Here is a 5,927-nt window from a genome sequence, read left to right as displayed (position 1 = left end):
TAGCTCGGGTCGCGTTTTCATCCGCAATAAAGAGAGCAGAATCGGATCTGGGAAGAAACATCTTTACCGCTGTTCCCTTGCCTACTTCCGAATATATTTTGACATGTCCGCGCGATTGCTTGATGAACCCATAGACCATCGAGAGACCAAGACCACTCCCCTTGCCGACGTCCTTTGAGGTGAAGAACGGATCAAACACGTGCTCAAGGTTTTCGGGCGAAATACCAGTACCAGTGTCAGAAACAGTGATCATGACCCAGTCACCAGCGGCCGCACCCGGATGCGAAGCAACGTAATCCGTATCAAGATGTGTATTGCTGGTCTCGATAGTAATCCGGCCGCCGCCCGGCATCGCATCGCGGGCGTTGATGCAGAGATTCAGCACCGCGTTTTCGAGTTGAGATGGATCGATCAAGGCGCCCCAGAGGTCTTTGCCCGTCATAAGCTTGACCCCAATGTCTTTGCGCAAGGCGCGCTGCAATAAAGACTCCATACTATAGAGCAGATCGTTCGCGTTGATGACTTTTGGTTCCAAGGGCTGACGTCGTGCGAACGCAAGCAGCCGGTGTATGAGTGTGGCGCCACGCCTGGCAGCCGTCAGCGTCATATCCGCCATCAGGCGGAGCTGCTCGTTGTCGGCCAAATACTCGACCAGAAGCTCGGAATTTCCCTGGATGATCGTCAGAAGGTTGTTGAAGTCGTGCGCTATGCCGCCGGTGAGTTCGCCCACCGCTTCGAGCCGTTGCGCCTGCTTGAGCTGTTGTTCAAGTAACACTTCCCTGGTAAAGTCAGTGCCAATCGAAAAAATTGACTTTTGCTCGTTCTTGGCATCGCGGATCAAGGTCCAACGGGCATGGACTGTGAGAGTCCTTCCATCCTTGTGCCGCTGCTGAACAATACCGCTCCAATCCCCGACCCTGGAAACTTGTTCGATGGCCTCACGATAAGCGCCGGCGTCGCGATCGAACAGGTCATGTCCAAACCGTCCGAACGCCTCCTCTCGCGTCCAGCCGTAGAGGCGCTCCGCGCCCTTGTTCCAGAACTGGACGACGTCATCAAGGCCCCAAACGACGATCGCGTCGTGTGCCTTATCGAGAAGCGCGGCCTGCTGTGCCATGGCCTCCTCCGCGCGCTGTCTGCGAACGGCCTCCGAGATCAGGTTTGCAATGCTCTGAACGAACGTAATATCGTCTGACGTGAACAGGCGGCGCTGCGTTGTGAAAGCAGCCAATGAACCCCAGGGTCCGCTCTCGCCCTGGATCGCAACGCAGATGCCGCTGATAATTCCATGGCTTCGAAGAGCCTCCACGTCCTTGAAGCGCGGATCTTCAGGTGCGTTGCTTAGAATGACCGGCCCTTCGGACAACAGCGTGTAGCCGGCTACAGTTTGCCTGCCGATCGGAAAGAAAACGCCCACCACTGTGCCGGGCTTCCAGCCGATGCCGGCGGCAAAGCTTATGGAATTGCGGTCTGGATCAACCTTCGCCACGAGACTGAATTCGACCCGGAAAACCTGGATGAGATACCGGGCTATCAGACTCAGCAGGTCGGCGAAGCCGATATCAGACAGCGCTTCGTGGCTTAGTTCTGCAATTGCGGCTTGCTGAGAGAGGCGAATCCGGAGTTCGTCTTCCGCTTGCTTGCGTTGAAGAATTGTTCCCAGTGATTGCGCAAAAAGCTCGAGAATATCGGCATCTTCGGCCCCGAAGCTATTGGGCCCGCGGGAAAGAGCCTTGATGACACCCACCGGCCTGCCCTCATTTCGCAGCACGGCCACGATCAATGATCGAACCCCGACCGCCCTACCGGCGGCGGGATTTACGCGCGCATCCGCCTCGATATCGTCGCAGCGCAGCGTCTGATTTTGAGTTATTGCAAATCCCGACAGGCTTGAATTCCGCTGCGATACCGATCCGGTTTGACCGAAAGGTATCCCGGATGCCGCGCGCAAGATCAGCGCGCTGCCATCGATCGCCTCAAAATCCGCACCGTCGGCATGGGTCAGGCGCTGCGCAATATTGGTAGCACGCTCCATGAGTTGGCTGGCGTCGTCGGCACAGGCGGCCAGTTCCTGTTGCGCCTCGACCAGAGCCGCCAGTCTTGCAGCATGCTGGCGCGCATTTTCCTCGATCAATTTCCTGTCGCTGATATCAATGTGCGCAATCACCACCCCCGTCGAAGCACCTTCTTGAAACGCGGAGGTCTGCAGCCGATACCATCGCAACTTTATTGCCGTGTGGCATGGATAATCAAACGCGAAAAACCTGGCCTCGCCGCTTAATACCGATCGGATCCCGTTTGCCGCGATATTTGCGTCCTCGGAACCGAGATCGGCTGAATTCCGGCAAACGTCAACATAGTTCAGACCAACGCAATATTGCGGATGACGAAGAGCGTTATCGTCAGCGAAATTGCGCCAGGCTTCGTTCACTGAAACGATGGATCCCGCTCGGTCCAACAGAGCGATATGCGCCGGCAGCGCGTTAAGGATCGCCGCCTGACGAATGGCGAGTTGCCGCTGGGCGGCCTCGGCGTCAAGCAACCGGCTCTGCGCCTGATGCAAAAGATAGGAGTGGCCGGTCGGATGCATCACCGCATCCACTTCACCGCCCGTTAAATCCCGCAGCTCCTGTTCCGTTTCGTGGAGCCTGCGGACAAGAGCGGCAATTCTTTCATTCGCATCTTCGGAAAGGGATTGATCGTTTCGAATCATGATCGGAATTTACGATCCGCTTTCGGGACTTATCCCGAAAGCTTGCAGAATCGGGAGGGTCTGCGTGAGGCTGCCCACGATCCTGAGCATGGGTGTCGGAGAAAGCTTGACGAGCGTTGGTGTAAGAAATACGCCGTCGGCCAAAGCGCGGCCTGGCTCAAGAAACACATCGACAATTTCGATTTCGTACCGGTCCGGCAAATGCTCGCGGCAAATTGTATTGAGGTTGGCGACAGCCGCAACAGAGTTCGCCGCATCGCCCGCGACGTAAAGTCGAAATTTGTAATCGGACCGGTCCTGCATCGGTTCACGTCCCCGGCGGGATTTTGGCATCGCCTAGGCGAAGTTCATGCATCTTGCTGCGGCCGAGCAATTGCTGGCTCTCGCGTCTGGAGTCGAGTTGCGCCTGCAGGTCTCTCTCGGTCCGCTTTGCGTCCAGTTCACGCTGCAACAGCATGACGCGGGCCTCCAGCTCGGCCTCCTCGATATCAAGGCGCAAAGCGCTCCTCTTTTCGCTCAACACGGTTTCCTCCTCGGCCCTCAACTGTGACATCTCCTTTTCCCAGCGGAGGGTTCCCATCAATACCTCGCCCGCAGCCGTGTACGCGTCTGCCAATGTAATTCCTGTTTCGCTGAGGATAAGCTCGCGCACCTGGTTTGAATGCGCCGTGCCCCTTGACTTGACGATTGAAAGTCCGCGATTACGTTCCCCGGCGCGGACCAGATAGTTTAGATGAATCCAGGTGTCCGCGATCGTCGAAATCTGGATTGCCGTGCCTTCACCGCTGGGCGATGCGTCGTCGACCAGGCTTGTGCAAACCAGCGTTATGTCTTCGGCCTTGGCCCAATCGATCAGTCGTTCCGCTACGCCGTGCGCGGTACTTTCGTTGCCTATCTTCGACAGGGCCGATATCGGATCAATCACCACGCAACGCGCACCATGCTGCTGCACAAGACTTCGGATATGCATCAGGTGAATTTCGGCGCTGCCAGCGATCGCGCGTGCGGAAACAATCCTCAACATGCCATTCTTCAAAAAGCGCTCCAGCCGGACATTGACCGACGCCAGGTTGCGAACCACTTCTCCGGCGTCGGAATCGAAACTCACGAACAGGGTTCGCTCGCCACGCGCACAGGCGGCTTCGGAAAATGCTCCGCACAAGGTCGACTTCGCGGTACCAGGGAAGCCGGTTATGATTACGGCTGCGCTACGATAGAATCCGCCCCCAAGCATGGTGTCGAGCCGTTCCACGCCACTTGACACGCGCTCGTCGGTCACCAGGCCGCGACCGCGCTCGAGGGCGTGCGTGGCCGCGACCTCAAATCCTGTACCGCTGATCACGAATGGAGCTTCGTTCTCCTCAAAGCTGGAACCGCGATATTTCAGCACCTGAAGACTGCGCTGGGAAACGCCCTGGACGACACGGTGATGAAGAACGATCGAACAATCCGCCATGAATTGCATAAACTCGAACGGCGCTTGATGATCGGCTTTGGCGTCCGTGCGTCGGATCTTCGATGTGATGATAGCTGTCAAGCGTCTGGTTTGCAGCCAGTCGTGCAGACGATGGACCTCGCGTCGCTGTGCAAAAGAATCGTCGAGCAGTGTTAAAACGATATCGATTGCATCGAAAACGATGCGAGCAGCGCCCATTGAGCTGACTTGTGCGTCAAGCGCCGCCAACATTCCGCTCAAGTCGAAGCTTCCCGACTGGACCAGATCAAAGGACGGCATTGCGTCAAGGAAAAACAGCGACTTTTGCGGCAGCGCAGGAATATCCCAGCCAAAATCGGCATGGGCGACGATGTTTTTCGACGCCTCCTCGAAGGCAACAAAGATGCCGGGTTCGTCAAATTGTCTGGCGCCGTTGACCAGCGATTGGAGGGCCAGCAAGGTCTTGCCAGCGCCCGCGCCCCCTAGCAATAGCGTTGCGGTTCCGCGGGGGAACCCGCCGCCCATGATTTCATCGAGGCCGCTGATTCCACTGCGTGCCTTGCTGATTCCATTGCGTGCGGTGCTGGCTACGATCGTCGGTATTTGCTTTGGCAGCTTCATGTTCCCTCATCAGGCTCTCAATGCTTGACTGAGCGCGCGTTGTTTGATGGCAGCAGTCAAAGGCTTTCGGCTTTGTTCGAACGGCGGTACCGGACACTAAAAGTGTCTGCCAAGAGGCGGTTGCTCAAGACTAAAGTATCTGGGCACCATCGTATTGCGACTGCCATGGTGTGGCGATCGAGCCGAATACCCGCAACAATACTGATTCGGCGGCTGTTTACACAAATGCGTCAGCAGAAGCGTAAGCTTAAATATTGCTTCATACAACTCTGAATAACTCGCAGGCGACAGCGAGAGAGAAGATGATCATAGCTGAGCTTTTGAGCGAATTGAAGCTTTGGTTCGGAGCGACGGAGCAACCGGTCGCTGGACGAGAGCCCGCGGAACGACCCTCAGGGAAACAGCCTGAGGCGGCTCGTTGCTATGTCGTTGATGACGAGACGGGAATTCAACAGCTCATCTCAATGGTGCTTAAACCGATGGGCATCCAGATCGAAGAGTTTGCAAGTGCGCAGGCTCTCATGGAGGGGCTCGATCGATGGCACCCTCAGCTGATCTTCCTCGACATCTCTCTGGAGAAGTCTGACGCCGTAGAAGTTCTCCACGGTTTGGCCAAGGTCGGCTATTCAGGTGCCGTCAATCTGATGAGCGGACGCCATGGTCCGATTCTTGAAGACGTTAGGAAGCTAGGTGAACGCCATGGCCTCCGAATGCTGCCGGCGTTGCTCAAACCATTCGACGTCGCAACCATCCGCGCGATCGGCAAGAGTATTCTTCCAGCAGCGCTGGAACAAAAACGTCCGCGCATTGCCATTGATGATGCGCTACGTCAAGGCTGGATGAAAGTCTGGTATCAGCCGAAAATTGACCTGCAAAAAAAAGCGCTGGTCGGTTGCGAGGCATTGGCGCGCATAGAACACCCCGAATACGGCATCCTTTCGCCGGGCAGTTTCCTGCCAGGAGCCGATACCGAAAGCCTTACCCGCCTGACCGAGCACGTCCTGCTGAGCGTGCTACGCGATGCCGTTCGCTTCGGTGAGACCGGTGTTTCGATTCGCCCGGCGGTCAATATTCCGGTTGACGTTCTAATGAAGTTTCCGGTCGCTTCGCTGGTACGCGAAAATCGGCCGGCGGGTGACGCGTGGAAGGGTCTCATCG

General features: G+C 56.7%; 4 protein-coding genes. 1 reads left to right on the top strand and 3 read right to left on the bottom strand.

Annotated features, from left to right (window positions below; translation table 11 throughout):
• From ABSG20_RS27585 to kaiC, 3 genes are all read right to left on the bottom strand, one after another.
• A partial coding sequence (locus tag ABSG20_RS27585) for a GAF domain-containing protein (RefSeq protein WP_423867644.1) occupies positions 1 to 2,713 on the bottom strand: 2,713 nt, incomplete at its 3' end.
• Positions 2,714 to 2,722: 9 nt separating this feature from the next.
• A complete protein-coding gene (locus tag ABSG20_RS27580; protein WP_423867643.1) occupies positions 2,723 to 3,016 on the bottom strand; it encodes a circadian clock KaiB family protein in 294 nt (97 codons plus the stop codon).
• A gap of 4 nt (positions 3,017 to 3,020) precedes the next feature.
• Positions 3,021 to 4,769: a circadian clock protein KaiC gene (gene kaiC, locus ABSG20_RS27575; protein WP_423867642.1), complete on the bottom strand. Its 1,749-nt coding sequence runs from the start codon at positions 4,767 to 4,769 to the stop codon at positions 3,021 to 3,023.
• 302 nt (positions 4,770 to 5,071) lie between these two features.
• Between kaiC and ABSG20_RS27570 the strand changes: the two genes are divergently transcribed.
• Positions 5,072 to 5,927, top strand: an 856-nt coding sequence (locus ABSG20_RS27570) for an EAL domain-containing protein (protein ID WP_423867641.1), incomplete at its 3' end; no start/stop codon positions are given.

The organism is Bradyrhizobium sp. (assembly GCF_049512235.1).
Taxonomy (GTDB): domain Bacteria; phylum Pseudomonadota; class Alphaproteobacteria; order Rhizobiales; family Xanthobacteraceae; genus Bradyrhizobium.
The sequence above is the reverse complement of the archived record's forward strand: the minus strand, read 5'-3'. Positions and strand labels throughout refer to the sequence as shown.